This window comes from Streptomyces sp. Q6, assembly GCF_036967205.1.
Lineage (GTDB): Bacteria > Actinomycetota > Actinomycetes > Streptomycetales > Streptomycetaceae > Streptomyces > Streptomyces citrinus.
This window is the reverse complement of record NZ_CP146022.1, coordinates 3,731,180-3,756,358: the sequence shown is the minus strand read 5'-3', so window position 1 is coordinate 3,756,358 and position 25,179 is coordinate 3,731,180. Positions and strand designations below refer to the sequence as shown.

The 25,179-nt window shown below is 73.4% G+C and carries 23 protein-coding genes and 1 pseudogene; 9 read left to right on the top strand and 15 right to left on the bottom strand.

What is annotated here, in order from left to right; translation table 11 throughout:
* Positions 1-76 precede the first annotated feature (76 nt).
* Positions 77-1,375, top strand: a complete 1,299-nt coding sequence (locus V2W30_RS17495; RefSeq protein ID WP_338703655.1) for an MFS transporter — start codon at positions 77-79, stop codon at positions 1,373-1,375.
* Here V2W30_RS17495 and V2W30_RS17490 read toward each other — a convergent pair.
* The 5 genes from V2W30_RS17490 to V2W30_RS17470 form a co-directional block, all read right to left on the bottom strand.
* Complete coding sequence (locus tag V2W30_RS17490) at positions 1,365-1,985, bottom strand: flavin reductase family protein (protein ID WP_338697660.1); 621 nt, start codon at positions 1,983-1,985, stop codon at positions 1,365-1,367. The genes V2W30_RS17495 and V2W30_RS17490 overlap by 11 nt on opposite strands.
* Positions 1,986-2,059: 74 nt before the next feature.
* On the bottom strand, positions 2,060-2,854 hold the full coding sequence (locus V2W30_RS17485) for an enoyl-CoA hydratase/isomerase family protein (protein ID WP_338697659.1): 795 nt from the start codon (positions 2,852-2,854) through the stop codon (positions 2,060-2,062).
* A 195-nt stretch (positions 2,855-3,049) separates the two neighbouring features.
* Entirely contained in the window at positions 3,050-5,272 is a 2,223-nt protein-coding gene (locus tag V2W30_RS17480) for an acetate--CoA ligase family protein (RefSeq protein WP_338697657.1), read from the bottom strand.
* 174 nt (positions 5,273-5,446) lie between these two features.
* Positions 5,447-6,943 carry a flavin monoamine oxidase family protein gene (locus tag V2W30_RS17475; protein ID WP_338697655.1) on the bottom strand — a complete coding sequence of 499 codons (1,497 nt, stop codon included), beginning with the start codon at positions 6,941-6,943 and terminating at the stop codon, positions 5,447-5,449.
* A 159-nt stretch (positions 6,944-7,102) separates the two neighbouring features.
* On the bottom strand, positions 7,103-8,272 hold the full coding sequence (locus tag V2W30_RS17470) for an NAD(P)/FAD-dependent oxidoreductase (RefSeq protein ID WP_338697654.1): 1,170 nt from the start codon (positions 8,270-8,272) through the stop codon (positions 7,103-7,105).
* Positions 8,273-8,469: 197 nt separating this feature from the next.
* Here V2W30_RS17470 and V2W30_RS17465 point away from each other — a divergent pair, with 197 nt between their 5' ends.
* Together V2W30_RS17465 and V2W30_RS17460 are read left to right on the top strand one after the other, a co-directional pair.
* Complete coding sequence (locus V2W30_RS17465; RefSeq protein WP_338697653.1) at positions 8,470-8,919, top strand: DoxX family protein; 450 nt, start codon at positions 8,470-8,472, stop codon at positions 8,917-8,919.
* Positions 8,919-9,371 carry a Zn-ribbon domain-containing OB-fold protein gene (locus V2W30_RS17460; protein WP_338697651.1) on the top strand — a complete coding sequence of 151 codons (453 nt, stop codon included), beginning with the start codon at positions 8,919-8,921 and terminating at the stop codon, positions 9,369-9,371. The genes V2W30_RS17465 and V2W30_RS17460 overlap by 1 nt, the downstream gene beginning before the upstream one ends.
* A gap of 134 nt (positions 9,372-9,505) precedes the next feature.
* On the opposite strand, the gene V2W30_RS17455 is transcribed toward V2W30_RS17460, so the two are convergent.
* A complete protein-coding gene (locus tag V2W30_RS17455) occupies positions 9,506-10,171 on the bottom strand; it encodes a pyridoxal 5'-phosphate synthase (RefSeq protein ID WP_338697649.1) in 666 nt (221 codons plus the stop codon).
* A gap of 58 nt (positions 10,172-10,229) precedes the next feature.
* Positions 10,230-10,805: a CGNR zinc finger domain-containing protein gene (locus V2W30_RS17450; protein WP_338703653.1), complete on the bottom strand. Its 576-nt coding sequence runs from the start codon at positions 10,803-10,805 to the stop codon at positions 10,230-10,232.
* 91 nt (positions 10,806-10,896) lie between these two features.
* On the opposite strand from V2W30_RS17450, the gene V2W30_RS17445 reads away from it, so the two are divergent.
* On the top strand, positions 10,897-12,153 hold the full coding sequence (locus tag V2W30_RS17445) for an MFS transporter (protein ID WP_338697647.1): 1,257 nt from the start codon (positions 10,897-10,899) through the stop codon (positions 12,151-12,153).
* Between the two features lie 642 nt (positions 12,154-12,795).
* On the opposite strand, the gene V2W30_RS17440 is transcribed toward V2W30_RS17445, so the two are convergent.
* From V2W30_RS17440 to V2W30_RS17425, 4 genes are all read right to left on the bottom strand, one after another.
* Positions 12,796-13,344 carry a TetR/AcrR family transcriptional regulator gene (locus V2W30_RS17440; protein WP_338697645.1) on the bottom strand — a complete coding sequence of 183 codons (549 nt, stop codon included), beginning with the start codon at positions 13,342-13,344 and terminating at the stop codon, positions 12,796-12,798.
* Between the two features lie 11 nt (positions 13,345-13,355).
* Entirely contained in the window at positions 13,356-13,973 is a 618-nt protein-coding gene (locus V2W30_RS17435; RefSeq protein ID WP_338697643.1) for a sugar O-acetyltransferase, read from the bottom strand.
* A 77-nt stretch (positions 13,974-14,050) separates the two neighbouring features.
* The gene (locus tag V2W30_RS17430) at positions 14,051-14,623 is read right to left on the bottom strand and encodes a dihydrofolate reductase family protein (RefSeq protein ID WP_338697641.1); all 573 of its coding nucleotides are present in this window, start codon (positions 14,621-14,623) and stop codon (positions 14,051-14,053) included.
* A gap of 150 nt (positions 14,624-14,773) precedes the next feature.
* On the bottom strand, positions 14,774-15,952 hold the full coding sequence (locus V2W30_RS17425) for a thiolase C-terminal domain-containing protein (RefSeq protein ID WP_338697639.1): 1,179 nt from the start codon (positions 15,950-15,952) through the stop codon (positions 14,774-14,776).
* Between the two features lie 105 nt (positions 15,953-16,057).
* Here V2W30_RS17425 and V2W30_RS17420 point away from each other — a divergent pair, with 105 nt between their 5' ends.
* Both V2W30_RS17420 and V2W30_RS17415 read left to right on the top strand, forming a co-directional pair.
* The gene (locus tag V2W30_RS17420) at positions 16,058-17,251 is read left to right on the top strand and encodes an acyl-CoA dehydrogenase family protein (RefSeq protein WP_338697637.1); all 1,194 of its coding nucleotides are present in this window, start codon (positions 16,058-16,060) and stop codon (positions 17,249-17,251) included.
* Positions 17,251-17,739: a nitroreductase family deazaflavin-dependent oxidoreductase gene (locus V2W30_RS17415; protein WP_338697635.1), complete on the top strand. Its 489-nt coding sequence runs from the start codon at positions 17,251-17,253 to the stop codon at positions 17,737-17,739. The genes V2W30_RS17420 and V2W30_RS17415 overlap by 1 nt, the downstream gene beginning before the upstream one ends.
* Positions 17,740-17,817: 78 nt before the next feature.
* Here the strand turns inward: V2W30_RS17415 and V2W30_RS17410 are convergent, their stop codons facing one another.
* Positions 17,818-18,465, bottom strand: coding sequence for a TetR family transcriptional regulator (locus V2W30_RS17410; RefSeq protein WP_338697633.1), 648 nt, complete (start codon positions 18,463-18,465; stop codon positions 17,818-17,820).
* A gap of 172 nt (positions 18,466-18,637) precedes the next feature.
* Between V2W30_RS17410 and V2W30_RS17405 the strand changes: the two genes are divergently transcribed.
* The 3 genes and pseudogenes from V2W30_RS17405 to V2W30_RS17395 all read left to right on the top strand — a co-directional run bounded on the left by V2W30_RS17405 (position 18,638) and on the right by V2W30_RS17395 (position 22,626).
* Positions 18,638-19,453: a VOC family protein gene (locus tag V2W30_RS17405; protein ID WP_338697631.1), complete on the top strand. Its 816-nt coding sequence runs from the start codon at positions 18,638-18,640 to the stop codon at positions 19,451-19,453.
* Positions 19,454-19,617: 164 nt separating this feature from the next.
* Positions 19,618-21,974: pseudogene (locus V2W30_RS17400) on the top strand (PQQ-binding-like beta-propeller repeat protein).
* A 58-nt stretch (positions 21,975-22,032) separates the two neighbouring features.
* Positions 22,033-22,626 (top strand): hypothetical protein, encoded by a 594-nt coding sequence (locus V2W30_RS17395; RefSeq protein WP_338697629.1) that lies wholly within the window; start codon positions 22,033-22,035, stop codon positions 22,624-22,626.
* A 29-nt stretch (positions 22,627-22,655) separates the two neighbouring features.
* On the opposite strand, the gene V2W30_RS17390 is transcribed toward V2W30_RS17395, so the two are convergent.
* From V2W30_RS17390 to V2W30_RS17380, 3 genes are all read right to left on the bottom strand, one after another.
* Complete coding sequence (locus V2W30_RS17390) at positions 22,656-23,429, bottom strand: enoyl-CoA hydratase/isomerase family protein (protein ID WP_338697627.1); 774 nt, start codon at positions 23,427-23,429, stop codon at positions 22,656-22,658.
* Positions 23,426-23,881: a Zn-ribbon domain-containing OB-fold protein gene (locus V2W30_RS17385; RefSeq protein WP_338697625.1), complete on the bottom strand. Its 456-nt coding sequence runs from the start codon at positions 23,879-23,881 to the stop codon at positions 23,426-23,428. Before V2W30_RS17385 ends, V2W30_RS17390 begins: the two co-directional genes overlap by 4 nt.
* Positions 23,882-23,955: 74 nt before the next feature.
* A complete protein-coding gene (locus V2W30_RS17380; RefSeq protein WP_338697623.1) occupies positions 23,956-25,104 on the bottom strand; it encodes a lipid-transfer protein in 1,149 nt (382 codons plus the stop codon).
* Between the last annotated feature and the right edge of the window lie 75 nt (positions 25,105-25,179).

The following is a 25,179-nucleotide window of genomic DNA, read 5'->3' as shown; positions in this document are numbered from 1 at the left end:
TGTGACGACGACGCAGACCTCCGAGCCGACAGAGCCCACGGAGCCCACGGAACCCACGGAGCCCACGGCACCGGCTGTGCCGGTCGAGCCGGCCGCGCGGCCGGGAGCGGCCCTCCGGCGCGGGCGCCCGCACCGGGCCTGGGCGGTCGCCGCGGTCACCTTCGTGACGATCATCGGCGCCGCCGGCTTCGCGTCACTGCCCGGACTCCTCATCGAGCCGCTGCACGACCCCGTGACCGGCTTCGGCTGGTCGCGCGGCACCATCGGCCTCGCGGTCTCCGTGAACCTCGCCCTGTACGGGCTGATGGCGCCGTTCGCCGCCGCGCTCATGGACCGCTTCGGCATCCGCAGGGTCGTGGCCGTCGCCCTCACCGTCATCGCGGCGGGCTCGCTGCTCACCGTGTGGATGACGGCGGCCTGGCAGCTCGTCCTGTACTGGGGCGTGCTGGTCGGGCTCGGCAGCGGGTCCATGGCGCTGGCCTTCGCCGCGACCGTGACCAACCGCTGGTTCGTCGCCCGGCGCGGTCTGGTGACCGGCGTCCTGACCGCGGCGGGCGCCTCCGGGCAGCTCGTCTTCCTGCCGCTGCTCGCGTGGGTCGTGGACCGGCACGGCTGGCGTCCCGCCGCCGTCACGGTCGCCCTGTCGGCCCTCGTGGTCGTCCCGTTCGTCTGGCTGCTGCTGCGCGACCACCCGGCCGACGTGGGCGTGAAGCCGTACGGCGGGAAGGAGTTCGTGGCGAAGCCCGCTCCGGTGCCGGGCGCGGCCCGGCGCGCGGTGAGGGTGCTGTTCGGGGCCGCCCGCACCGGTCCCTTCTGGCTGCTCGCCGGTACGTTCGCGATCTGCGGCGCCACGACGAACGGCCTGGTCAAGACGCACTTCGTGCCCGCCGCGCACGACCACGGGATGCCGGTGCCCGCGGCGGCGTCGCTGCTCGCGGTGGTCGGGGTCTTCGACGTGGTGGGGACGATCGCGTCGGGCTGGTTCACCGACCGCTTCGAGGCGCGGCGCCTGCTCGCCGTGTACTACGCGCTGCGCGGGGTGTCGCTGCTCTTCCTGCCGATGCTGCTCGCGCCGACCGTCCACCCGCCGATGCTCTTCTTCATCGTGTTCTACGGCCTCGACTGGGTCGCCACCGTCCCGCCGACCATCGCCCTGTGCCGGGAGTACTACGGCGAGGACAGCGCGATCGTCTTCGGCTGGGTGCTCGCCTCGCACCAGGTGGGCGCGGCCGTGGTCGCGGTCCTCGGGGGCGTGGCGCGGGACGTGTTCGGCTCGTACGACGTGGTCTGGTACGCGTCGGGGGCGCTCTGCGCGATGGCGGCGCTGATGTCGCTGGTGATCCGGCGCCGGCCGGGGGCCCTGGCTAGTCCGTGAGACGGCCGAAGCGGCCCCGGTGGAAGAGGAGCGGGCCGGTGTCGGTCGGGGCGGTGCCGAGCGCGGTCACCCGCCCGACCACGATCAGGTGGTCGCCGCCGGTGTGCACGGCGTGGACCGCGCAGTCGACCCACGCGGCGGCGCCGTCCAGCCGGGGCGACCCCGAGACGGGAGCCTCGTCGTAGGAGACGCCCGCGAACTTGTCGGCGCCGCTGATCGCGAACGCGCGGCACAACTCGCCCTGGTCCGCGCCCAGTACGTTCACGCAGAAGACGCCCGCGCGGGCGATCCGCGGCCAGGTCGTCGACGTACGCGCGACCATGAAGGCGACCAGCGGCGGGTCGAGCGACAGGGACGCGAAGGACTGGCAGGCGAAGCCGGCGGGCGGGTCGCCCGGCTCGGGGCCCGGGGCCGTGATGACGGTGACGCCGGTGGCGAAGCTGCCGAGGACGCGCCGGAACTCGGCCGGGTCGACGGGCGCCCGCTCGTCGTCGCGGACCGCGCGCAGAGCGGGCCGGGGCAGCATGTCCACGGGCCCGGCCGTGGTGGGGGCGCCGACCGACTTGAGGTACCGGACGACGGTGGCCGCCATCCCTGCGTGTCCCATCATGTTCCTCAGTGAAGCTGACGGAGCGTCAGATTGGAAGGGGTGCGGGACGGCCGGGTGCCGTCGGCCGCGCCCGGTCAGCGGCCCTCGAACTCCGGATGCCTGCGCTCCACGAAGGAGGCGACTCCCTCGTTCGCGTCGCGGGTCGTCATGTTGAGCTCCTGGGCGGTGGCCTCCGCCGCGAACGCCGTCGCCCGGTCGCTGTCCAGGGACGCGTTCACCAACTGCTTGGTGAGCGCCAGGGCGCGGGTCGGCCCGGACGCGAGGCGCTCGGCCCAGTCGCTCGCCGTCTTCGCCAGCTCGCCGTCCGGGACGACCCGGTTGACCAGGCCGAGGCGTTCCGCGTCGGCCGCGCCGAGGGCGTCGCCGAAGAACATCAGCTCCTTCGCGCGGTGCGGGCCGATCAGCCGGGGCAGGAGGTAGGCGCCGCCGCCGTCGGGGACGAGACCGCGCCGTACGAACACCTCGATGAAGCGGGCCGACTCCGCCGCGACGACCAGGTCGCAGGCGAGGGCGAGGTGCGCGCCGATCCCGGCGGCCGTGCCGTTCACCGCGGCGATCACCGGCTTCTCGCAGTCCAGGACGGCGGCAACGAGGCGCTGGGCGCCGCGCCGGATCGTCCGGGAGATGTCGCCGACCACGGGGCGCCCGGCGGGTGGGGCGCCGCGCAGGTCCGCGCCCGCGCAGAAGCCCTTGCCGGTGCCGGTGACGACGACGGCGCGGATCTCGGGGTCCGCGGAGGCGGCTTCCAGGAGGGTGATCAGGTGGTCGCGCTGGGGAGGGGTGAGGGCGTTCATCGCCTCGGGCCGGTTGAGGGTGATCCGGGAGACGGCGTTCTCGGTGGTGTGCAGGATCTCGGGAGGCGGGGTCATAGGAGGCTCCGGGGCTGGGGGCGGATGGTTACCGCAGGGGTGGGGTTTCGTCGCCGTGTGCGGGCCGCGTCGTGGCTGGTCGCGCGGTTCCCCGCGCCCCGCGGCGGGCGGCTGCGCCGCTCGGCCTTCGCCGGGGACCCGCGCGCGCCGCGCGGGCGGGTCAGGGGCGCGGGGAACCGCGCTCTCGGCCCCCGCTCACCGGCACACGGCCAACGCGTCCAGTGCCACCGCCCCCTGCCCCCGCGGCAGCACCATCAGGGGATTGATGTCCAGCTCCGACAGTTCGGAGCCGAGTTCGAGGGCCATGCGCTGCACCCTGAGCACCACTTCCACCAGCGCTTCGATGTCGGCGGGGGGCGCGCCCCTGACTCCGTCCAGCAACGCCCGGCCCCGCAACTCGGAGAGCATCGCCCGCGCCTGGTCCTCGCCGAACGGCGGTACGCGCACGGCCGTGTCCCGCAGGACCTCGACCAGGACGCCGCCCAGCCCCACCGTCACCGTCGGCCCGAACAGGTCGTCATGGGTGACGCCGACGACCATCTCCACGCCCCGCTCCACCATCTGGCAGACGAGGACCCCGTCCAGATCGATGCCCTCGTAGCGGGCGATGTCGGTCAGGTCGCGGTACGCGTCCCGCACCTGGCTCGCGGACGTCAACCCGACCTTCAGCAAGCCCAGTTCGGACTTGTGCGCCAGCTGCGGCGCGGACGCCTTCATGACGACCGGGTAGCCGACGAGCGACGCGGCGCGCACGGCCGCGGCCGCGCTCGTCACCAACTGCTCGCGCGGTACGCGGATCCCGTACGCCCGCAGCAACTGCTTCGCGGCGTGCTCGCTGAGCTGGTGGCCCGGACGCATCAGGGCCTGCGCCTTGCGGTAGGAGGGCGACGGGGTGCGCGGCGCCTCCTCGAACGGTGAGCGGTAGGCGGCCGTGAAGCGGTGGTGGCCGAGGTAGGCGCGGACCGCCGTGATGCAGTTCGCGAACGTGCGGAAGGTGGCGACGCGGGACGAGCCGAGCAGCGTCGTGCGGTACGCGTCCTCCGTGCCGACCGGCGACCCCCACACCACGCACACCAGCTTGTCGCTGCGCTCGGCCGCGTCCACCAGGTCCTGCGCGAGCTTGTCGCTCATGGGCGGGAAGGGGCCGGTGATCGGACAGATCAGGACGCCGACGGACGGGTCGTCGAGGATCGCGTCGATGATCTTCGGGCCGCGCTCGTCGCCGACGGGGTGGCCGCCGTTGTCGACCGGGTTCGCGACGTTCAGGTACTCCGGTATCCACTGGTGCAGCTCGCTCTGCTTGGCCTCGGAGAGGGTGGGCAGGGGCAGGCCCGCCGCCGTCGCCAGGTCGGAGAAGTGCGCGCCGGTGCCGCCGGAGATGGAGTAGACGACGACACCGTCCGCCTGCGGGGGCCTGGCCCGCGCCAACAGGGCGGCGGTGTCCTGGAGTTCGTCGAGACCGTCGACCCGGATGACGCCGAACTGCCGCATCGCCGCGTCGACGACCGTGTCCGCGCCGGTCAGCTTCCCGGTGTGCGAGGCGGCGGTGCGCGCGCCCGTCTCGGTGCGGCCCACCTTCACGGCGACGACGGGCACCCCGGCCCGCGCCGCCCGGTCGGCGGCCAGCAGAAAGGAGCGGCCGTCCTTGAGGCCCTCCACGTAGCAGGCGATGGCGCCCACCTCGGGCCGCTGGGAGAAGTACGAGATGAAGTCGGAGGTCTCCAGATCGGCCTCGTTGCCGGTCGGCGCCCAGTGGGAGAGCCGGATGCCGAGTTCCTGGAGGGCGAAGACGGGCCTGCCCTGGTGTCCCGACTGGGTGATGAGCGCGACGGCCGGACCGTCGAGGTCGTCGCGGAACCGCTCGAAGGCGTTGAGGTTCGTGTTGGGCCCGAGCAGCCGCAGACCCGAACGCCCGACGGCCGCCGCGAGCCGCTGCTGCGCGACCGCGCCCGCGTCGCCCGTCTCGGCGAACCCGGAGGCGAAGGCCACCGCGAACTTCACCTTCGTATCGGCGAGTTGCTCGATGACCGGCAGCGGATCGGCGACCAGCAGGACCGCCAGGTCGACCTGTTCGGGCAGGTCGGCGACGGACGGCACGCAAGGGCGGCCGAAGACGGACGTGCGCGTCGGGTGCACCGGGTGCAGCCGGGCGCCGACCCGCTCCGCCCAGGCCGTGAGCTGCCGCGTGATCCCGGTGTTGGGGCGGCCCTCGGTGTCCGAGGCTCCGACGACCGCGACGGACTCGGGCCGGAAGAACCGGTCGAGGTCCGGTACGTCGGCGTGGAGCGGACGGCCGCTGACGTCGCGTTCGTCGGCGCCGGTCCTGCCGTGCACCGCGGGGCCGGGCTGCTCGCCGCAGGCGATCACGCGGGCCCGGCGGGAGTCGGTGGTCAAGGTGCCGTAAGTCGATCCAAGCATCGGTCCGCCCGCTCCTGTGTGACAGTGGGAACAGTTCCTGAGGCTTCCGGAGGCCTGCTGGATGCTCCTGGAGCCCATGAATCCGTAGCTGACGCACTGTCAGATTACTGAACTGACGCTCCGTCAGGAACAGGGCTGCACAGAAAGTCCCCCGAGGAACGGGCGGACGGCTCGCTACAGCGCCGCGAGCACCTCCCGCGCGACCCGCTCGCCGGAGCGCACCGCACCGTCCATGTACCCGTTCCAGTACGACGACGTCTCGGTGCCCGCCCAGTGGATGCCGCCCACCGGCTGCCGCAGCGCGGCCCCGTACCGGGACAGGACACCGGGCGGGGCGTACGCGACCGGACCGCCGCGCGAGAAGCCCTCGTTGTCCCAGCGCTGGAGGACGAAGCCGGTGGGCGACGCGGCCTTCGCGCCGAAGTAGGTGACGTAGTCCTTGAGGACCGCCGCCTTCACCTCCGCCTCGGACGCGGCGTCGTACGCGCGCATCTCGTCCGCCTCGATGAAGCCCATGAGCGCGCCGTACGACCCGTCGGGCGGCGAGTTGTCGAACGTCGAGCGGACGACGCCCGCGTCACTGACGACCTGCCCGTTGAGCCCGTCCGCCCGCCAGAACGGCGTCGCGTACACGGCGATCGCCTTGCCGATCGCGCCCATCGGCAGCCGCTGCGAGAGCTGGTCGCGGGCGGCCGGGAGCAGCGGGTCGAAGTCGATACGGGCCGCCAGCGGCGGCGGTACGGCGACGACGACGCGGCGCGCGGTGACGGTGACGCCGTCGGCGGTGACGGTGTAGCGGCCGTCGGAGCCGCGCGCGATCCGGCGCACGGGCGCGGAGAGCCGGACGCGGTCCGCGCCGAGCTTCGCGGCCAGCTTCAGCGGGACCAGCTGCGAGCCGCCCACGAAACGGGTGGCCTGCGCGCCGTCCGCGGTCTCCGTGAGCCGCTCGAAGGTGCCGGGGGTCGACTCGTTGCCGGCCGACGCGATGTAGAACAGGACGTAGAGCAGCGAGAGTTCGCGCGGCTGGGCCGAGAAGATCGAGGTGCAGGCGACGTCGAAGAGGAAGCGGGCCGAGGGGATCACGGCGTTGGCCCGCAGCCACGTCTCGAACGTCTGGCGGTCCCACTCCTCGGCCTTCTCCGCGGTCCACGGCGCGTCCACCGGGACCTTCTTGGCCATGTCGTCGAGGAGGGCCTGCACGGCGGCGGCGTTGGCGAGGCCGGCCGCGTCGATGGGCGGGACGGAGCCGAGGAGCCCGTCGGTCGCGTACGGAGTGCGCCTGCCGTCCTTGTAGAGGACGTTCTTGCCGGTGTTGTACGTGGCGAAGGTGGCGACGCCCAGGTCGTCGGCGAGGGCCTTGATCCGGTCCTGCGTCGGGCCGATGAACTCGCCGCCGCCTTCGGAGACTCCGCCGTTCGGCAGGGGGAGGTTGACGACGCGGCCGCCCACGCGGTCACGGGCCTCAAGGACGAGGACGGTCCTTCCCCCGGCGGAGAGGTCGCGGGCGGCGGTGAGTCCGGCCAGACCGCCGCCGATGACGGCGACGTCCACGTCCCGGGTGTCCGCCGCGACGGCCGTTCCGGTACCGGTTCCCGTGGCGATCAGGGTGGTGGCCGCCGCCCCGCCCAGGAGGGCTCGGCGGCGGGTGAGCGGGTGTCTTTCGCGTGCCATTGCGGGGTACTCCGTCTCGCTCGGTGGGCCCGGCGGTCTCGGCCGCCGGGCCTCGCGGATGGGGTCGCGCTGGTGCGGGTGTGTTCGGCGGGAGTGATCGTGGGGTGGGTTCGGCGGATGTGCGTCCGTGTGCGGGGGAGAGCGTGGGCGCCGTCGCGCCTACCGCTTGGCCAGGGCCTTCGCGATGCGGGTCGCGTCGAGGGCCATCTCGCGGAACATGCCGCTGATCGGGTTGGAATAGCCCTGGAAGAAGAGGCCGGGTGCTGCCGGGAGGGTGCGCGGGCCGTGCGGGAGGGGGCGGCCGGTGGCCGGGTCGAGGACGCCGAGGTGGCCCACCAGGTCCTCCAGGCCCTGCCGGTACCCCGTCGCCGCGATCACCGCGTCCGGGGTGATGCGCGTGTCGTCGGCGAGGACGACCTCGGTGCCGTCGAAGGACGCGACGGCCGCCACCGGCTCGACCTTCCCCGTGCGGACCGCGTCGATCAGGCCCACGTCCTGTACGGGGATGGAGCCCTCGCGGACCCGCGCGTACAGGCCGGTGTCGGGGCGCGGCAGACCTCGCGAGGAGAGGTCGGGGACGCTCAACTTGCCCAGCGGTACGGCCAGTCGGTCCACCAGGGGCACCGGGAGGCGGCGGCAGAGGATGCCGGTGAGCTGCGCGGGCCAGCCCAGCGTGCTGCGCCGCACGATGTGCGGGGCGGTGCGCACGGCGAGGCGGACGCGTGCGGCGCCGCCCTCGATCAGGTCGACGGCGATCTCGGCGCCGGTGTTGCCGACGCCGACGACGAGCACGTCCTGCCCGGCGTACGGGGCCGGGTTCCGGTACTCGCTCGCGTGCAGCAGCGTGCCGGTGTACGTGGCCGCGCCCGGCCAGTCGGGCAGGCGCGGGGTGTGGTTGTAGCCGGTGGCGACGACGACCGCCGTGCCGGTGAGCTCCCGTCCGCCCGTCGCGTGCAGCAGCCAGCCGGAGCCGCCGGGCGCGGCGTCGATGCGGGTGACCTCGACGCCGGTGACGACCTCCAGGTCGTGGTACTCGGCGTACTTCTCCAGGTAGCGGATGACGTCGTCGCGGGCGACCCAGCGGCCGAAGCGGCGCGGGATCGGCAGGCCGGGCAGGGCCGAGAGGCGGCGCGTGGTGTGCAGGTGGAGGCGGTCGTAGTGGCCGCGCCACGAGGCGCCGACCCGGTCGGAGCGCTCCAGGACGACGGCTCGCACGCCGTGCGCCTTGAGGCTCGCGGCCGCGGCCAGACCGCCGGGTCCGCCGCCGACGACGTACACGGGCGGACGTTCATGGGTGCGGACGGCCGGTGACGGATTGGGGTCGGTCATGTGCGGGAGCGTAATCCGGCACGGAGTTGATGGGGCTCGGTCAAGTCTGAAATCGGTTGCGAATTGATCACGAGGTCCGGGGCGGGTCGGGGCGGGTCCCGGCGGCCGGGTCCGGTCGCGTCCGGGCTCTTGCGGAGTCGGCGCCGGATGCGCTGAACTGACGTACCGTCAGATGACGTGGAGGGGCGGTCCGGTACATGGACGCGATAGGTCTCGGTGGCGCCGAATGGCTGGCCGTGCTGCGCATCGGCCTCGGCCTGTGGTGGCTGGAGAGCTGGCGGCACAAGGACAAGAAGGGCTGGTTCGAGCGCGGCACCGGGATCGCGTGGGCCGCGGACGTGGCCGCCAAGCACCGGTGGAACGCCGTGCGGAGCGGGTTCGACACCGTCGTCAGGCCGCGGCCGAAGACGATGGCGTACGTCGTCGTGTACGCCGAACTCGCCCTGGGGCTCGGCCTGGTGGTCGGATTCCTGACCCCGATCGCACTCGTCGGCGGGCTGCTCCTGAACCTTCTCTACTTCACGCTCATGATCCATGACTGGGCCGAGCAGGGGCAGAACGCGATGATGGGCCTCGTCTCGCTCGTCGCGCTGTTCGCCATGTCCTGGCAGACCTGGTCCCTCGACCACGCGATCGGACTGTTCTGATGGCCGCGACCTCGCGGGTACGGTTCGACGTCCCCGAGCCCGACGCGTTCACCCGCCCGTACTGGGACGCGGCCGCCGAGGGGCGGCTGATCCTCCGGCACTGCGCGGCGTGCGACCGGTACCACCACTATCCGCGCGAGTTCTGCCCGTTCTGCTGGAGCGATGCCCCCGACGTCGTGTCGTGGCGGCCCGCGAGCGGGCGGGCCACGCTCTACACCTGGTCCGTCGTGCACCGCAACGACCTGCCGCCCTTCGGCACCCGCACCCCGTACGTCGCCGCCGTCGTCGACCTCGCCGAGGGGCCGCGGATGATGACGGAGGTCGTGGAGTGCGCGGCGGCGGACCTGCGGGTGGGCATGGACCTCGTCGTCGCGTTCAGGGGCGACGGGCAGGACGGCTTCACCGTGCCCGTGTTCCGGCCGGCCGGGCGCGACGGCGGCACGGGCGGATGACGGGCGCCGCCACCGGGCGCCGCGCGTGACCGGCGCCCGGGTGCCGCCCTTGACGGACCTCGGCCGTCCGGCGAGCGACGTCCCCACCGGAGCCTCGGGCGCCGGCCCGTCCCGCTATGCCGCGCCCCGGACGCTCACGGCCACAGCAGTTCCTTGCCCCATGTGCCGTCCCGCAGGCTGTACTTGACTCTGACGTGCCGTCTGCGGGCGTCGCCCTGGAAGAACTCGACCTCCTCCGGCGCGAGGGCGTACGCCGTCCAGGACGCCACCTCCGCGTCCGGTTCCGCCCGCGCCCGCTCCCAGGCGGCGTCGGAGGCCCGCTCCAACTCCTCGTAGGACGAGAGCGGTTCGCTCTGGTGCCCGACGAGCGCGGAGGCGAGCGCGCCGGTCGAGCGGGCGTGCAGATCGGCGTACGCGACCTCGGCGGGGGCGACGCGGACGGGGCCGCGCACCCGGACCTGGCGCCCGAGCACCGGCCAGTAGAAGCCGAGCGCCGCATACGGGCGGGCGGCGAGCTGGCGGCCCTTGGCGCTGCCGGAGTGCGAGGCGAAGTGGAAGCCGTCGGCGTCGGCGCCGTGCAGCATCACCGTACGGACGTCCGCGCGGCCCTCGGTGTCCGTGGTCGCGAGCGACGGCGTGTGCGGCTCGGTCTGCCCGGCGTCCACGGCCGCCGCGAACCACTCCACGAACAGCGGGAGCGGGGCGTCGGGCGCCGAAGCCGGGTCGAAGGCGGGCAGCTCGGTGTCCCACACGCGCAGGGAGCGCAGCAGGGCCTGGAGGCGGTCGGGTTCCTGATCCATGGGGCGATTGTCGCTCCTGGCGCGCTCCCGGGCCCGTCCGCCCGGTCCCGTCCGCGGCTCAGTCCCGGGGTGCCCTGCGCGCCCGGTGGGCGGCGGCCTTGACGCGGCTCCGGCACGCTGTGGAGCAGAACTGCCGGGCCGCGTTGCGTGACGTGTCGACGTAGACCCGATCGCATCTCGGGGCCTCGCAGACGCCGAGACGTCCGGCGAGATCGCTGCCGATGGCGAGGGCGAGGGCTGTGGCGCAGCCGGCGCTCCACCCCACGTCGACGGTGTCGCTGCTGCCGTGGAAGTGGACCTGCCAGGGCTCTCCGGGCACGTGGTCCAGTTGCGGCCGGGCGCCGGAGTCGCGCAGCAGGGCGTTCAGGTGCTCCGCCGCCCGGTCGATGTCCCCGCTCTCGACGGCGGTGAACACGAGGCGCAGCCGCTCGGCGGTGCGGGCCAGTCGCTCGGCCTGCTCCCGGCTGATCTCCGCGGCGGTGACGCCGCCCGGGGGAAGGGCGGCGACCACGGCGTCGACGAGGTGGCCGTCGCGTGGCGCCTCGTAGCTCCTGCCGCGCCGGGAGCCGTCGGTCAGCTCGTTCACGAGCGACGCGGCCACCTCCAACAACGTCGCGATGTGACAGTCGAACATCACTTGACCGGTCACTCCCTCGGGATCTAGCGTGCGTGACAGTCATTATGCAATTTGCCGGTGACGAACGGGGAGGGCTGGGGTGCGTCCGATGCGTCTGGTGCGTCTTCTGTCGAGGGGACCGGCGTCGCCCGGACCGGCACTGCCACGTGCGGTGTGGTGGCTCATCGCGGCGCGCGCGGTCAACCGGCTCGGGGCGTTCTCCCTGTCCTTCCTCACCGTGCTGATCGCCACCCGGTACGGCGCGAGCGCCGCGACCGCCGGGCTGGTCTCGGCCGCCTTCGGCCTGGCGACGATCCCTTCGCGACTGGTCGGCGGACGCCTCGCGGACCGGCTCGGGCGGCGCCGGACCATCGTCGTCGGACTGACCGGCTGCGCGGTGGCCCAGCTGGGGATCGCGGCCGCCGACAGCCTCGCCGTCACCGCCGGGTTCGTGGTGCTGCTCGGGCTCGTCTTCGAGCTGTACGAGCCGCCGAGCCAGGCGCTGATCGCCGACGCGGTCGGAGCTTCGGAGCGGGTGCGCGCCTACAGCCTGCTCAACGCCGCCCTGGCCGCGGCCGGGATGGGGGCAGGACTGGTCGCGGCGGGCCTCGGGCGGTGGGACCTGCGGTGGCTGTTCGTCGCGGACGCCGTGACGTGCCTGGTCTGTGCGCTGGTGGTGCGGCGGGTCCTGCCCGCTGACCGGCCGCGTGTCGGCCGTGCCGCGGAGCGGGCCGGTGACATCGCCCCGTGGCGTGACGCCACGCTCCTGGCCCTGCTCGCCTCGGGCACGCTCTTCGCGCTGGTCTATCTCCAGATCATGATCACTCTGCCCCTCGCGCTCGCCCACCGCGGCCTGCGGCCGGCCGACGCCGGACTGCTGTTCACCGCCTCGGCGCTGACCATCGTCGTCGGGCAGCCGCTGCTGCGGCTCAAGCCGCTCGCCGCGCTGTCCACACCCGCCGCCTTCGCCACGGGGTACGTCCTGCTCGCGGCGGGCCTGGCCGGATACGGAGCGACGCACTCGCTGGGCGCCCATGTCGTGCCGACCGTGGTGTGGAGCCTGGGCGATCTCGTCCTCATGGGCCGGGTGTACGCCCTGGTCGCGGACCTCGCCCCGGCCGGCGGCACCGGCCGCTACCTGGCCGTCTTCGGCACCAGTTGGGGAATCGCCGGGGTCGTGGCCCCGGTCGTCGGCACCCAACTCCTCCAGCACCTGGGCGTCACCGTGCTGTGGCTGACCATGTCCGCCGTCTGCCTCGCCCTGGCCGTCACCCAGCCGTTCCTCGCACACGCCGTCGCCGCGCGCACGTCACCGGCGCCGGCGGCGGCCACGCGCACCCCTGCGGCCGAGAACCCCGCGCGGTAAGCGGTAAGCGGAGGCGACTCCACCGGTTCCTCGCCCTGTGACTCAGTCGCGGGTGAGGCCCGCCCCCGTGCCGAGCGTCCTCCAGACGCCGCGGTCGCGGCGCTCGACCCACACGGGGCGGCTGGTGCCGTGGCCGAGGAAGCCGGGGTGCAGTCGCCCTGGAGGCCGTTGACACGGGCCTCGGGCAGGGCGGCGGCCAGGTCGGCGCGGACGCTCATGTCCTCGGCCGCCCGCGCCCGGAACGCGGCGACGACGGCCTGCGTCGCCACGTACTGCTCCAGGGCGCCCGGCCGCTTCATCAGCGGGCGCACCGGGTCGCGCGGGCTCCGCACCCCGAGGGCCGGCAGCCGCTCGGTGTGCCGGACGCGTTCGAGGTACGAGGCGCACCGCCCGCCGGGACCGGCGTCCGGCTGGGTGACCGCGGTGAGCGCCGCGTCGTCGGCCGCCTGGCAGGTGCGCGGCGCGCGCACGGCGTCCGACGCCGGCTCCGGAACGCCCGGCTCGCCAGATGCCCCGGATGCCGCATGGGTAACGGTTCCGCCTCGCCCACGGCACGGCGGGTCGTGGCCCCGAAGGCGGTGCGCCAAAGCCCGTGGGGCGCGGTGTCAGGCCCGCGCCCCACGGGCGGTCCAGGGGGAGGCGTCAGTCCGCGGTGCGGGTGACGCGGGCGACGGCCTGACGGGTGAGCGCGCGGTCGTGCGGCTCGTCGTCCAGGGCCCGGTGCAGGGTCAACCCCTCGATCAGCGCGTCGAGTTGGCGGGCCGTCGCCGCGTCGAAGTGCTGTTCGAGCAGTTCCCGGCTGCGCCGCATCCATGCCTTCGTGAGCTGTCGGTACTCCGGCCTGCGGGCGGCCAGCGTGTAGAGCTCCTGGGTGAGGACGAGGTCGCGGCGCGGCCCCTCGGAGAGCACGTGCACCAGCTCGGTGACGGCCTCGCGCGCCTCCTCGACCCCCGCCGGCCGCCGCAGGTGCTGCTCGAAGACGGCCACGATGTGGTCGGCGAACCGCGTGAACGCCTCCCGCAGCAGCTCGTCGATCCCGCGGAAGTGGTACGTCATCGAGCCGAGCGGCACATCGGCCCGCACGGCGATCTTCCGGTGGGAGATCCCGGCGACACCCTCGTCGGCGATGAGGTCGAGCGTGGCGGCGAGGATGCGCTCGCGGCGGTGCGGGTCGGTCTGCCCGGTGGCCATGTCCGCCGCCCTCAGAGTTCCCGCACGACGCGGGCGGGGTTGCCGACGGCGACGACGTTCGCGGGGATGTCCCTGGTCACCACGGCCCCCGCGCCGATGACGGAGTTGTCCCCGATCGTCACGCCGGGGCAGACGATGACGCCGCCGCCGAGCCAGACGTTGTCGCCGAGGGTGATGGGCTCGGCCGCCTCCAGCTTGTCGCGCCGGGGCTGCGGCTCCAACGGGTGGGTGGGCGTGAGCAGTTGGACGTTCGGCCCGATCTGGCAGTCCGCGCCGATCACGATCGGCGCGACGTCGAGCGCGGTGAGGTGGTAGTTGACGAAGGTGCGCGCCCCGATGGAGATGTTGCTCCCGTAGTCGACCGCGAGCGGCGGACGCACCTCGACGCCCTCGCCGACCTCGCCCAGCAGCTCGGCGAGGATGCCCGCCGCCTCCCCGTCGCCCTCGACGAACGCGCTCTGGTACCGCGCCGCCAGCCGCATCGCCCGCCGCTGCCGCCGCGCGATCTCCGGATCGTCGGCGATGTAGAGATCCCCCGCGCGCATCCGCTCCAGATTGCTGCGCGGGTCGCCCGCGAAGTAGTCGGTGGGCGTGGCGGCGAGGCTGTCCGTGCTGTCGGTCGTCGGCATGCGTACGACCGTACACCTCGAAGCGTACGGTCGTACACTCCGAGGGGCCCGGCTCGGCGCACCACGTCGGACCCGGGTCAGCGCACCACGTCGAAGACGTTCTTCTGGATCCCGTTCGCGTACGTCTCGGACTCGACCAGCCTCAGCTTCTGGGCGTCCTTGTCCGCCGTGCTGAACAGGCGCTTTCCCGCGCCGAGGAGGAGCGGGAAGACGAGCAGGTGGTAGCGGTCGACGAGGCCGGCGTCGGACAGGGCCCGGTTCAGGGCGGCGCTGCCGTGCACGATGATCGGGCCGCCCTCGGTCTCCTTCAGGGCGGCGACGTCGTCGAGGGAGCGCAGGATCGTCGTCTCGCCCCAGCCGTCGACGAGGTCGTCGTCCGTGAGGGTCGTCGAGACGACGTACTTCGGCATCACCTTGTAGTCCGCGAACTCCGGCATGCCGGGCCACACCGGGCTGAACGCCTCGTAGCTCACGCGGCCGAGCAGCATCGCGGCGGACTCCTTCTGCTCCCGGCCCTTGATCTCGTAGGCCTCGGGGAGGAACTCGATGTCCTTGAAGGTCCAGCCGGAGTTCCGGTAGCCGGGCTCGCCGCCCGGGGCCTCGACGACACCGTCGAGCGAGACGAAGGCGGTGCTGATGAGCTGGCGCATGGTGGTCTCTCCAGGGCTTTCGTGGCTCCCGCCCGGGTGCGGGGCGCCGGTCGCTGCCCATGATGACCGGGGCGCCCGGAGAAACTCATCGGCGCGCGGTGACGTTTCTTCCGAGCGGCCCCGCTCCCGGGGGAGGAACCGGCGTCCCGGCTACTCGCGGCCCAGGACCACCGTCCCCGCCGAGCAGAACCAGCCGCCCGTGCCGGAGGCCACGGCCAGCCGGGGCAGGGTGCCGTCCGGTCGTCGCACCTGGTGCCCGTCCGCCTCGCCGCGCAGTTGCCGTACCGCCTCCACGAGGAGGAACAGGCCCCGCATGCCCGGGTGCTGGGCCGAGAGTCCGCCGCCGTCGGTGTTCGTCGGCAGGTCGCCGTCCCAGCGCAGCCGGCCCTTCTCGACGAACGCGCCGCCCTCGCCCTTCGCGCAGAACCCGAGGTCCTCCAGGGTCACCAGCGTCATGTACGTGAAGGCGTCGTAGATCTCCGCGATGTCGATGTCGGCCGGGGTGACACCGGCCCGCTCGAAGGCGAGCCGGCCGCTGACCGCCGCCGGGGAGACCGTGAAGTCGTCCCACTCGGACATGGTCGTGTGCGAGACGTACTCGCCCGAACCGAGCACCCACACCGGCGACGTGGCGCAGTCGGGCAGCAGGTCCTCGGCCACGAGCAGCACGGCCGCGCCGCCGTCGGAGCGGATGCAGCAGTGCAGTTTCGTGAACGGGTCGGCGATCATCGGGCCCGACAGGACGTCGTCGACGGTGATCGGGTCGCGGAACATCGCGTCGGGGTTGCGGGAGGCGTTCTGCCGCGCCTGGACGGCCACCTGGGCGAGCTGTTCGAGCGTGGTGCCGTACGCGTGCATGTGACGGCGGGCCGCCATCGCGTACTTGCCGACGAGCGTGTGACCGTACGGGACCTCGAACTGGAGGGGGCCGCGGGCGCCGAACGAGAGGTTCGACGTGCGGCGGCCCGCCTTGATGTCGGCGCGGGCCGTCGAACCGTAGACGAGGAGGACCGCGCGCGCGTGACCGGCGGCGATGGCGTCCGCCGCGTGCGCCGCCATCACCTCCCACGTCGAGCCGCCGACCGAGGTGGAGTCCACCCAGCGGGGTGTCAGGCCGAGGTACTCGGCGACCTCGACCGGGGCGAGGGTGCCGAGGCCCGCGCTGGCGAAGCCGTCGACGACGTCCGGGGTGAGTCCGGCGTCGGCGAGGGCGCGGCGGGCGGCCTGGGCGTGCAGGGCGTAGGGGGTGGCCTCGTCGACGCGTCCGCAGTCGGACAGGGCGATGCCCGCGACGGCGACCCTGGGGCGTGATCCACTGCTGCCAGTCATAAATCTGACGGTACATCAGATAATGGGTGCGGCGCAGGGGGCGTGCGGCTCTTCCCGCTCGCACCCGCCCGCCCTAATATGACGATCCGTCAGAAAGGGGCTCGCATGGACGCCAGGTTCACCGAGGAGCAGCAGGAGATCCGCCGCACCCTGCGCGAACTCACCACCAAACGCTGTACCCCGGACGACATCAGGGCCGCCACCCGCACCCCGGCGGGCCACGACCCCGAACTGTGGGGCACGCTCGGCAGCGAGCTCGGGCTGCCGGGACTCGCCCTGCCCGAGGGCAGCGGGGGAGTGGGCGCCACGCTCACCGAACTCGCCCTGGTGGCAGAGGAGCTGGGGCGAGTTCTCGCGCCGAGCCCGCTGCTCGCCACCTGCGGCCTCGCGGCCCCCCTCGTCGCCGCACTCGGCACCGGCGCGCAGTGCGAGGCGCTCCTGCCGCGCATCGCCGACGGCTCCCTGACCGCCGCCCTCGCCGTCCCCGGCACCGGACTCGCCACCGCCCTCGGCCTCGTCGCGGACAACGCGGGGGACTGGGCGGGCGGCGGCCGGGCCGGTGGCGTCCAGGCCGCGCGGCAGGACGACGGATGGCGGCTGTACGGGCAGGCCGAGCAGGTCCTCGACGGGCACAGCGCCGGGCTGCTGCTCGTCGCCGCGCACACCGGCGGCTTCGCCCGCTCCCGGACGCTGCTGTTCCTGGTGCGGCAGGACGCCCCCGGGCTCGTCCGCACCCGGCAGACCTCGCTCGACGAGACCCGCCCGCAGGCCCGCGTCGAACTCCGCGACGTCGGCGCCGAGTTGCTGGGCGAGCAGGACGCCGACGTGGCCGGCGCCCTCGCCGCCGTGGGGAACGGGGCCGCGACGCTGCTCGCCACCGAGGCCGTCGGCGCCGCCGACCGGGCCCTGGAGCGGACCGTCGCCTACGTCAAGGAGCGCGAGCAGTTCGGGCGGCCCGTCGGGTCCTTCCAGGCGGTCAAGCACCGGCTCGCCGACGTGTACGTCCAGGTGCAGGCGGCGCGCTCGGCCGCGTACTACGCCGCGTGGGCCGCAAGTGACGTACAGGAGGAGGCGGTTGGCGGGCTCGCGCTCGCGCAGGGCCTGGAAGCGCTGCGGACCGCCGCCGCCGAGGCCGTGCAGCTGCACGGCGGCATCGGGTTCACCTGGGAGCACGACGCGCACCTGTACCTGAAGCGGGCCGCCGGCGACGAGCTGCTGTTCGGGCCCGTGCATCTGCTGCGGGCGCGGGCGGCACAGGCGGCGGAGCTGTTCGCGGCGCCGGCCGAGGCGGCTCTCTGATGGCCCCGCCCGGACTGCGGTTCGTCCAGAAGGTGTCGTCGACCCGGACCTTCGCCCGCGTCGCCCCGCACGTCATCCCCGCCATGGACCGCGCCGTCCACCGCCTCACCCGGGGAAAGGTGCTGCTCAGCGCGCAGATGCTGCCGGGGGTGATCCTCACGGTGCGGGGCGCGAGAAGCGGACTGCCGCGGCGTACTCCGCTCGCGTGCATGCCCGAGGGGGACCCCGCCACCGGCACCTGGCTGCTCATCGGGTCGAACTTCGGCAGGCCGGGGCACCCGAACTGGACGGCGAACCTGATGGCCCACCCGGACGCCGAGATCAGCTGGCGCGGCGAGGACGTCCCGGTGACGGCCCGGCTGCTCGGTGGGCAGGAGCGGAAGGCCGCGTGGGAGGCGGCGCTGAAGTTCTGGCCGCCGTACGCCGCGTATCAGGAGCGCATCGACCGGGAGATCAGACTGTTCTGCCTGGAGCGGCGGCGTCGGTAACTGCAACGGCGGCGGTTCACGTTGCACCACGCGAACCGCCGCCGCACGACAGGACCAGGAAGGAAAAGAGGATCCGTACTACTTGGTCGGCTTTCTTCCCGTCACGCCCAGATGCACCAACAGGGCCAGATTCGGCTTCAGTTCGGCCTGCTTGACGCCCCAGGTCTGGAAGCCCTTCTGGTGCGAGGCGACCGCCGCGAGCATCGCGACCAGCGAACCGGCCACCGCCGCCGGGCTCACGTCCTTGTCGACCTTGCCCTTGTCCTGGAGCTCCTTCACCGCTTCCGCGAGCGAGTTGTTCACGGAGTTCAGGATCTTCATGCGGATCTTGTAGAACCGCTTGTCGCCCTCGGCCGCACCGAGGTCGACGACGCGCAGGATCGCGTCGTTCTTGCGCCAGAACTCCAGGAAACCGTCCACGAGTTCCTGCGCGGTCGCCCAGCCGGCCTTGCCGACCCACGAGCGGTCGGCGACCAGATCGGTCAACCCCGCGCCCTCGGTGGCCATTTGCTCGGCGATCTCCAGGACGGCACCCTCGACGTCCGGGAAGTACTGGTAGAACGTGGCGGGCGAAGTGCCCGCCTTTCGGGCCACATCAATGACTTTGACGTCCCGGTAGGGCGAGGAGCTGAGCATCTCGCCGAGGCATTCGAGCAGCTTCTGACGTGTTGCCTGACCACGCCGTCCGGCCACACGGCCGTCGACGGTACGTACTTGTCCTGTCATGCCGTCAGCTTACCGAGGGGTGATCGGAGCGCGATCTGGCCGACTGCAAATGGGTCCTGACCCGGGAAACAGGACTCGGCTCCGGTCAAATGACGCGCCGCGAGCGACCGGAATTGGCCAGACGTTCGAATCCTGGCCGCGGGTGTGCGGCGGCCGTGGCTAGCGTGACGCCATGTACGCCACGGCCGCGATCTGCCCCGGCTTCCCCGAAGGCGCCCCGTGCTGGGCCGACGCCCGGCTGCCCGACGTCGAGGCGGGCAAGCGGTTCTACGGAGATCTCTTCGGGTGGACCTTCGACGAGGGTGCCGGAGCCGAGCGCGGCTACTACACGGCGGCCTACGGGGAGGACCGCGCCGTCGCCGCCCTGGCCCCCGGGGCCGCGGCCTGGACCGTGCACTTCGCGGTCCGTGACACGTACGCCACCGCCGAGCGGGCCGTCGCCGCCGGCGGCGGGATCACCGCGGGCCCGGTGTCCGACGGGGCCGTCGCCACGGTCGCGCGGGTGGTCGGACCCGAGGGAGCGCCGTTCGGGCTGTGGCAGGCGGGCAGCCACCAGGGCTTCGAGCGGACCGGCGCCCCGGGCGCGCTGTGCCGGGCCGAGCTGCACACCCCGGACGCCGCGCTCAGCGACTCCTTCTACGAAGGTGTCTTCGGATACGCCGCCGAGGAGCGGGGCCACGGCCTGCGCGACTGGCACCCGCGCGAACCCGCCCCCGCGGCAGCCTCCGCGGCAGCCCCCGCCGCCGCCCCCGCCACCGTCCGCGCCCCCGGACTCGCCCGCCTCGCCGCCTCCGGCACCGCGCGGCCCCGCTTCCTGCTCCACTTCGGCGCCACCGACCCGGACGCCTCCTGCGCGGAGGCCGTCCGGCTCGGCGGACACGTCCGGGTGGCACCGCACGACACCCCGTACGGCCGCCGCGCCGTCCTCGTCGACGACCAGGGCGCGGAATTCGGCCTGTGCGCGCCCCTGGAGCCGACCGGCGCCTGAGACACCCCGTTGTGCCCCCGGGTTCGCAACGAGAGCCCCGGACAGGAAGAATCGGGGTGCGTGCCGCCGTAGCGCTGCGGTGGTGAGACGCTGACGGGGGCTCGAATGTGCGGTGTACCAGGAAACCCGGGGATTCCGGTCCCGTACGGGGAGGTGGCAGGCAAGTGGTGGATCAGCTGACGCAGCACGATCCGAGGCGGATCGGTCCGTTCGAGGTTCTGGGACGGCTCGGCGCGGGCGGCATGGGACTGGTCTATCTGGCGCGGTCCGCCTCAGGGCGGCGCGTGGCGATCAAGACGGTGCGTACCGAGCTCGCCGAGGACCAGCTCTTCCGCGTCCGGTTCACGCGCGAGGTCGAGGCGGCGCGGGCGGTGTCCGGCTTCTACACGGCCGCCGTCGTCGACGCCGACCCGCGCGCGGCCGTGCCGTGGCTCGCCACGGCGTACGTGCCCGCGCCCTCCCTCGAGGAAATAGTGAATGAGTGCGGGCCGCTGCCGGCCCAGGCGGTGCGCTGGCTCGCGGCGGGAGTGGCCGAGGCCCTCCAGTCGATCCACGGCGCCGGCCTGGTCCACCGCGACCTGAAGCCGTCGAACGTGCTGGTGGTCGAGGACGGGCCGCGCGTCATCGACTTCGGCATCGCGTCCGGGGTCTCCAACACGCGCCTGACCATGACGAACGTGGCCGTGGGCACCCCCGCGTACATGTCGCCCGAGCAGGCGAAGGACTCCCGCAGCGTGACCGGGGCGAGCGATGTCTTCTCGCTGGGCTCCACCCTTGTCTTCGCCGCCACCGGGCACGCGCCGTTCCACGGCGCGAACCCCGTCGAGACCGTCTTCATGCTGCTGCGGGAGGGCCCCGACCTGGAGGGGCTCCCCGACGAGCTGCGGCCCCTGATCGAGACCTGCATGCACATGGAGGCGACGATGCGGCCCTCGCCCGCCGACCTCCAGGCCCAGCTCGCGCCGCACCTCTTCGGTTCCGGCAGCGACGACAGCGGTACGGCGTCCGCGTGGCTGCCCGAGCGGTCCGTCGCGCTGATCGAGGAGCGCAGGGGCGGCCGCACCGCCGTGAAGGCGCAGCAGCCGCGGACCCCGGGGCACGGCGCTCCGATGCCCGCGATGCCGCCGCAGCCGCCGGGCCCCTGTCGGCGGACGGCCGGCGTCCGTCGCCGGTCTCCGTCGCCGCCGACGGGCCGGTCCACCTGGCCGGTGCGCAGGTGCCGATCGGGCCGGGACCGCGGGTGGCCGACGCGCGCGCCGCCGCCGTGAAGGCGCCGCCCGCCGAGTCGGGCCTCGCCGCGTCCTGGTCCCGGGCGAAGCCGTCCGTCAACGGTGTCGTGGACCCGGCGGGGGCCGTCGCCCCCGTCGTCCCCGCGCCCGCCGTCGGCGATGGCTCCGCCTGGCGGCCCTGGCGTTTCCGCATGTCGAACGATGTGTGGGGCACGCCGACCGTCGCCGGTGACCTGGTCTACGTCACGTCCTTCGAGGTGCACGCCCTCGACGTGGCCACCGGCCGGCGCCGCTTCAAGACCCGCGACGTCGCCTGGTCCATGGCCGTCGCCGACCACCGCATCCACGCCTCCGACGGCCCGACCCTGTGGGCGCTCGACGCCCGCGAGGGCAGCGACCTGTGGCGGTTGCAGAGCGACGCCTGGGTGTACGCGCTCCAGGCCGACCGAGGCACCGTCGTCACCGGCACCCGCGGCGGCGGCGTCCAGGCCCGCGAGGCCGCCACCGGCGAGCCGCTCTGGGAGATCACCGGCTGCCAGACCGACTTCGAGGCCCCGGAGACGGGCCCGGTCGTGCACGACGGCACGGTGTACGTGTGGCAGGACGCGCGGCTGCGCGCCCTGGAGGCCCGCACCGGCGAGGAGCGCTGGTCGTACCCGATCGGCGACGCGGCGTCCTGCGGCGGCGTCCCGGTCCGCCTCACCCCCGCGTCCGACGGCTACGTCTACGTCTCCGCCGGCACCCGGGTCCTCGCCATCGACGTCGGCTCGGGCCATGTGCGCTGGCACTTCGAGGCACCGGCCGTGTTCCTGTGCCCGCCCGCGTACGCGCCGGGCCCCGCGGTCACGGGCGGCGGCGTCTACCTCGTCGACCACCTCGGCACGGTGTACGCGCTCGACGCCACGGACGGCCGCGACCGCTGGCGCATCGCGACCGAGCCCCGGCCCACGGCGGTGGACCCGGCGCTCGTCTCCCACGGGCACGTCCATGTGGGCAGCGGGCAGGGGCTCTACACGCTGGACGCGGTGACGGGCACCCCGAAGTGGCGGTTCCAGGCGGGCGGCGAGATCGTCGGCTCCCCGGTGGTCGCCGACGGCAGGATCCACTTCGGCTCGACCGACCATCTGCTGTACACGCTGAAGGCGGACGACGGGCGGCTGCGCTGGAAGCTGGCGACCGGCGGCGAGATCACGGGCACGCCCGTGGTGACGGCCGGGGTCGTCTACGCGTGCAGCAAGGACCGGTGCGTGTACGCGCTCGACGCGGAGAAAGGCACCGGAACCAGCCGGTAGCGCGGTGCCCGCCGCCCGTGTTCCACGGAACCGCGCGGCGGGTAGGGTGCCCGGCGTGATGAAACGGGGAATCAAGCTGACGGCTCTCGCGACCCTGGTGGCCCTCGCGCTCACCGGGTTCACGACCGGCCGGGGGCACGGCGGACGCGGCGGGCACAAGTCGAGCGGGAGCGGTGGGGGAGGGTGCAGCAGCTCCTCGCAGAACCACGGCGGTTCGTCGAACGCGAACTCCAACTCCTCCAGCTCCGGTGGAAGTTCGCGCTACGACGACAGTGACAGCTATGGGAACTCCGGCAGTTCGGGTACGTCGGGGAGCTCCGGCCGCACGCCGCGTCACCGCTCCACTCCCTCGTCGTCCGCCAGTGGTGGTGGCTCCTCGCTGCGGGACGCCACCGTGAAACTCGTCAAGTGCGCGTCCGTGTCGGCGCCGTACGCGACCGTCGAGGTCAGCAACCCGAACCGGAGCACGCAGACCTTCCAGATCTCGGTCGACTTCCAGGACGCCGACGGCATCCGCGTGACCAGCGACGTCGACCAGGTCAAGGTGAAGGGCAAGGGAACGGCGCGGGCCCGCCTCAAGGTCGACGGAGAAGGACTTGTCGGCGAGATCGACAGGTGCGACGTCGATCCCGTCGGGTACGTCAAGCGCTGAGGTCGTTCCCCGCCCCTCCGCCGGCCTCGTCAGCGGGTCCGATGGGTGCCCGGCGCCCGGGAGTTGAAAAGTCGCGCCTGTTCGTCGTCGGAGATGTTGCCCAGCGCGATCAGGTGCGGGGCCTGGGCGAACGCGTGGGCGCGGGACGCCTCCGTCGCCGCCCACACCGCCCGTACCGTGCCCTGGACCGCGGCGGTCGGGCAGGCGGCGATCGTGGCGGCGCAGCGGACCGCCGCCGTCAACGCCCCGCCCGGCGGCGTCACTTCGCTGATCAGGCCCGTCTCGTGGGCGCGGCGCGCGGACAGGCGTTCCGCCGCGCCCATGAGCGCGAGGCGGGCCACTTCGCCGGGCGGCATGCGCTGGGCCAGGTATCCGGTCTCGTAGGCGCTGACCATGCCGTACGTGGTGTGCGGGTCGAAGAAGGTCGCCGTCTCGTCGGCGATCGCGAAGTCCGCCTCGCCGATGAGGTAGAACGCGCCGCCGCACGCCATCCCGTTGACCGCGGCGATCACCGGTTTCCACAGGTCGTTCGCCTTCGGCCCGACCGTCAGGAGCGGGTCGTCCATGGAGTACGGGGAGGACGGCTGCGGGGCGTCGATGTCGCGGTCGACGCCCGTGCAGAAGGCCCGGTCCCCGGCGCCGGTGAGGACGATCGCCCGTACGGTGTCGTCGGTCCTGAAATCCCGCCAGGCGGCGACGAGTTCGTCGATGGTCGTCCGGTCGAGGGCGTTGTGGCGGTGCGGTCGGTCCAGGGTGACCACGGCCACCCCGGTCTCCTTGTCGGTCTCGACGCGCAGGCTCATGGGCGCTCCAGGACCCAGCGGGGGACCCTGACGCCGCCGGTCTCGGTGAAGACGGCCTGGACGCGGGCGCCGATCCGGATGCGGTCGGGGTCGACGGAGTCGAGGCGGGCGTCGGCGGAGCTGACGAGGTTGCCGACGAGACGTATCCGGGGCGCCTCCGCGAGTTCGACGACGATCGCGTTGTACGGGGCCTGCGCGGCGTAGGCCGGCAGGAGCGGCGGGTGCGGCACGACGTACGACCAGATGCGGCCGCGGCCGCTCATCCTGCGCCAGGTGGAGTCGAAGGACCGGCAGTGCGGGCAGCAGGGGCGGGGCGGGAACCGCAGTTCGCCGCAGTCCGGGGCGGCGCAGGCCTGGACGCGCAGTTCGTGGCGCGCGGTGTACTCCCAGAAGGGGGCGCCGTCGTCGTCGGGAACGGGGGTCAGGAGGGCTTGGTCGGTCGGGTCTGCCATGGGGCTCGTCCTTCTCGGGTGCGGCTCGGTCGGGTGCGGCTCGTCGTGGGCCGGTCGCGCGGTGTCCCGTGTGCTCATGACGTCAGGAGCAGCGCGGACGTCGGGACGCCTTCGCCCGCCGTCACCAGGCACGTCCGGGCGTCCGGCACCTGGGCCGTGCCGACGCCCCGCAGCTGCTTCACGCCCTCGTTGATGAGGTTGAAGCCGTGGACGTACGCCTCCGAGAGGCCGCCGCCGCCCGTGTTGATCGGGAGGCGGCCGCCGATCTCCAGGGCGCCGCCCTCCGTGAACGAGGCGCCCTCGCCGCGGCCGCAGAACCCGTAGCCCTCCAGGGAGAGCGGGATGAGTGGCGTGAACGCGTCGTAGATCTGTGCCACGTCGACGTCCTCCGGGGTGACGTCGGAGTGCTTCCACAGGTGGCGGGCCGCCGTCCAGGCCGGTCCGGTGAGCGGGTCGTCGTTCCAGTAGTTGACCATGCCGTGGTGCTGCGCGGGCAGGCCCTGGGCGGCGGCGTGGACGTACACCGGTTTTTGGCGGCAGTCCCGGGCGCGCTCGGCGGAGACGACGACGCAGGCCAGCGCCCCGTCGGTCTCCAGGCAGTTGTCGAAGAGGCAGAGCGGTTCGCTGATCCAGCGGGACGACATGTACATCTCGCGGGTCAGCGGGCGCTCGTACATGATCGCGGCCGGGTTCTGGTTGGCCCGGTTGCGGCAGGCGAGCGCGACGTTGAAGAGGTGGTCGCGGGTCGCGCCGTACTCGTGCATGTAGCGGCGGGCCAGCATGCCGATCTCGTCGGCCGGGCGCAGCAGGCCGAAGGGCCGTGTCCACTGGGCGGGCGTGGGGAGTTGGACCGCCGTGTTCTTCCACGGACGCGGTCCGCTGCCGCGCTTGCGGGAGCGCCAGGCGACCCCGACGGTGGCCTGACCGGTGGCGATGGCGGAGGCCAGGTGCGCGACCGTCGCGCAGGAACCGCCGCCGCCGTAACCGGCCTTGGAGAAGTACGTGACGTCTCCCGCGCCGATCGACTTCGCGACCTCGACCTCGTCGGTCTCCTCCATCGTGTACGAGGCGAACGCGTCCACCTCGGACGGCGCGATGCCCGCGTCGTCGAGCGCGGCGATGATCGCCCGGCACGCCAACGTCTTCTCGGATTCGGGGAGTTGCTTCGCGAAGGCCGTCTGGCCTATGCCGACGATCGCCGTCGCGTCCTTGAGTCCCGTCATGGGCACCCCCACCTGCGCACCTGGATCCGTTTGCTGACAGCGCGTCAGGCTACAGCTAATCTGACGGATAGTCAG